At 55.4% G+C, this 2,627-nt stretch carries 1 protein-coding gene and 1 pseudogene; both read right to left on the reverse strand.

What is annotated here, in order from left to right; translation table 11 throughout:
* Positions 1 to 31: 31 nt before the first annotated feature.
* Entirely contained in the window at positions 32 to 1,942 is a 1,911-nt protein-coding gene (locus RMSM_RS21370) for an autotransporter outer membrane beta-barrel domain-containing protein (RefSeq protein ID WP_008701117.1), read from the reverse strand.
* A 157-nt stretch (positions 1,943 to 2,099) separates the two neighbouring features.
* A pseudogene (locus tag RMSM_RS21375) lies at positions 2,100 to 2,627 on the reverse strand (DEAD/DEAH box helicase); the annotation flags it as partial.

The following is a 2,627-nucleotide window of genomic DNA, read 5'->3' on the forward strand; positions in this document are numbered from 1 at the left end:
TAGATGGCATTGGGCTTGTCCCGGCAAGGATTTAGAAGATCCAGCGGGTTCCCGCCAGCAAGGAGTTGAATGAGGAATCGCTGTTCGCTTGCCCTAGGTAGGCCACCGTGAACTGGCCACCCAGCAGCACACCCATGTCGACCTGGGCTCGCAAGATGGCCCAGTCGTCGCCAGCCATCACGCCGCGGTCTTCGAGGGATCCGGTTGGGGTGCCGCCGTTGGCGACTTGCGATAAAAATGTCTCGGATTCGTCCAAGTACTCGTGCATCCAACCGAATCGCAGACGAGTGGTGGCGATGCCAAGTGGCGTTGGAGCCGATTGGTTGAGCGAGAGTCCCAAGACGCTGCGAAGCGATTCGCCTGAGCCGCCATCGTTAATCAGTGCGAAATCGGCATCGCCGGTTTCGGTGATCGCGTCCAGCTCGACACGTGTTGTGTGCAGTGCCAAATAAGGACTCCACAAAGTCGCGGCGTGCGAAAACAAGGTGCCGATTTCAAAATAGCCGAATTGTGAAGAGCCATCAAAGCGGCTCTCAGCAAAATCGGATCCCTCCAGTGCACTCAGCGAGCGGCGGACTTCGTAATCCTGGGTACCGGCACCGCCGGCCGCCACGAGGTAAACGTGTTCCGCAAGATACTCAACCGAGCCTCCCATGCGATAGGAATCGATGTTTGCATGCTGGTCGACTCCGCGAGTCTCCAGGTCACCCGAGGCCAAGTGTGCAAACGAATGTAGTGCTAATCCATTGGGACTGGCCACACCGCCACCCAATTCGAGTCCGCCGACTTGATGCCGGTATCCGACCGTCTGCAAGTCGTCCTGATCGACTTCGCTGGTGATTCCGTAGGCACGGACCCACGGTGTGATCTGGCATTGGCGGCGGTCCAGATCGGTTTGCATGACGACGCGATCACGAATCGATTCGAGATTGTTTTGGATATGGTTGATTTCCGCTCCGATCAATGAGGGATAGATCGAGCCCGACAATTGGTCTACAGCTGTGACGACTTGATCGGCGGAACCATCTCTTAACGTGGTCACGGCCGCAGGAGGACTGCCGCCACGCAGGTCGTCGAGAAGGCCTGCTGCGGATGTTTGGTTGCTGCCAGAGACGACGGTCGTGAATGAATCATTGTTGTCTTGGACAATGAAACTAAATTGGTCCCGTGTTCCTGACGCACTCATCGCAGCCTCTAAGAAGGGCCGATTGGGCAACGCGTACACGTCGGATTCGTTCGTGAATGCTCCGACAACAGGACTACCGGATTCCAGAACCACGAACGAGTCTCCAACCTTGTATTGGCTTCCGATAAAGTTGGGAACGAGTTCCGCATCCGTGATCGTGGCAGTACCAGTGACGTCAATGAGGTCGCTTTCCGTCGTCGCGCCGATATCGGAAATGTCGACTTGGACACTGGCGTTGCTTGCATCCAGGTTTCCGGTGACATTTAATGTTCCTAGACTACCTGCGGTTGAAGTTGCCCCCGGCGCCAAGGTTCCGGCGGTGGTCATGTTGCCGGTGACGTCCCCGTTGCCAAACACTCTTGTCGTCGAGGACATGTCGATATCGGCGTCGAGCGATGCAACACCCCCGGTGTTGATGTTTAGCTGTGTTGGATCCACCAAGCTGCCGGTGAATGTCAACGGTCCGTTCCCATTTCGATCAATCGCTACGGTGGTTCCCGTGGCCACATCAAACGAGACATCGCCAGGGATAACTGGCAAGTCGCTCAGCAATTGAATCGTGGACGATCCCGGCGTATTGAATACGATGCGGTCACCAGATGACGCATTCGTGATCGCTTCGCGTAACGAACCCGCACCCGAGTCCGCGTTGCTCGTTACGAATATATCCACCGCACTCGCCTGATTGACCAACAGAGAAATGCCAAGAAGTGCTAGCAACGCGTGACGCTTTCGACGAAGAGCAGGTTTGGACATGATCAATCAAATTTACAAGGTTGGGCAATGCGGCGTGTAACGATATTGCCATCGGCCGCCTCCCCTCGTGATCCGTGCAAAAAATCCATGTGTCATGACAGACACGACGCGATCAACGATTCCATCCGGCAATACCGTCAAAACTTACCACCGGATGCTAGAGAAACATTTCTTTTTCATGAACGATCGTCGATGGAGTCAAGTTGTTGCGGATCGCGTCGATGACCACCTGTTCACCCTGTGGGTTTTTGACGAACATTGCTTGCCCTGGACTGACTTTGGCATTCCAGTGATTCTCGAAAACGGCTGCTAAATCGCGTTTCAGAGCGAGTGCGGTCGGAACCGCATGCAACATCCATTGCCGGCGATTTCGACGTTCCAACCACGGACGAAGTATTCTCGGCAACAAACGGTTGGTCAGGGTGTCGGCGGGGACATCGACGAAACGCGGGATGACGTAGCGGGGGCTCGAAAGCGGGCCGAGTGTTTCGCGGACCGATTGGGCAAAAATCTGTGCCTCTTCGGGACTGGCGCCGGCAAGGAAAACGCGGACATAACCGCCGTCGCGCTCGTTGATTTTTAAAGCCGACTCGCTGGAGATCTGGGAAATTTCGCGGAGTGATTCAAACACCACTTCGCTGATCGCGGAAACCAAGCTCAAGCGATCCCATTGGTGTTTGGACTT

This window comes from Rhodopirellula maiorica SM1, from assembly GCF_000346295.1.
GTDB lineage: Bacteria > Planctomycetota > Planctomycetia > Pirellulales > Pirellulaceae > Novipirellula > Novipirellula maiorica.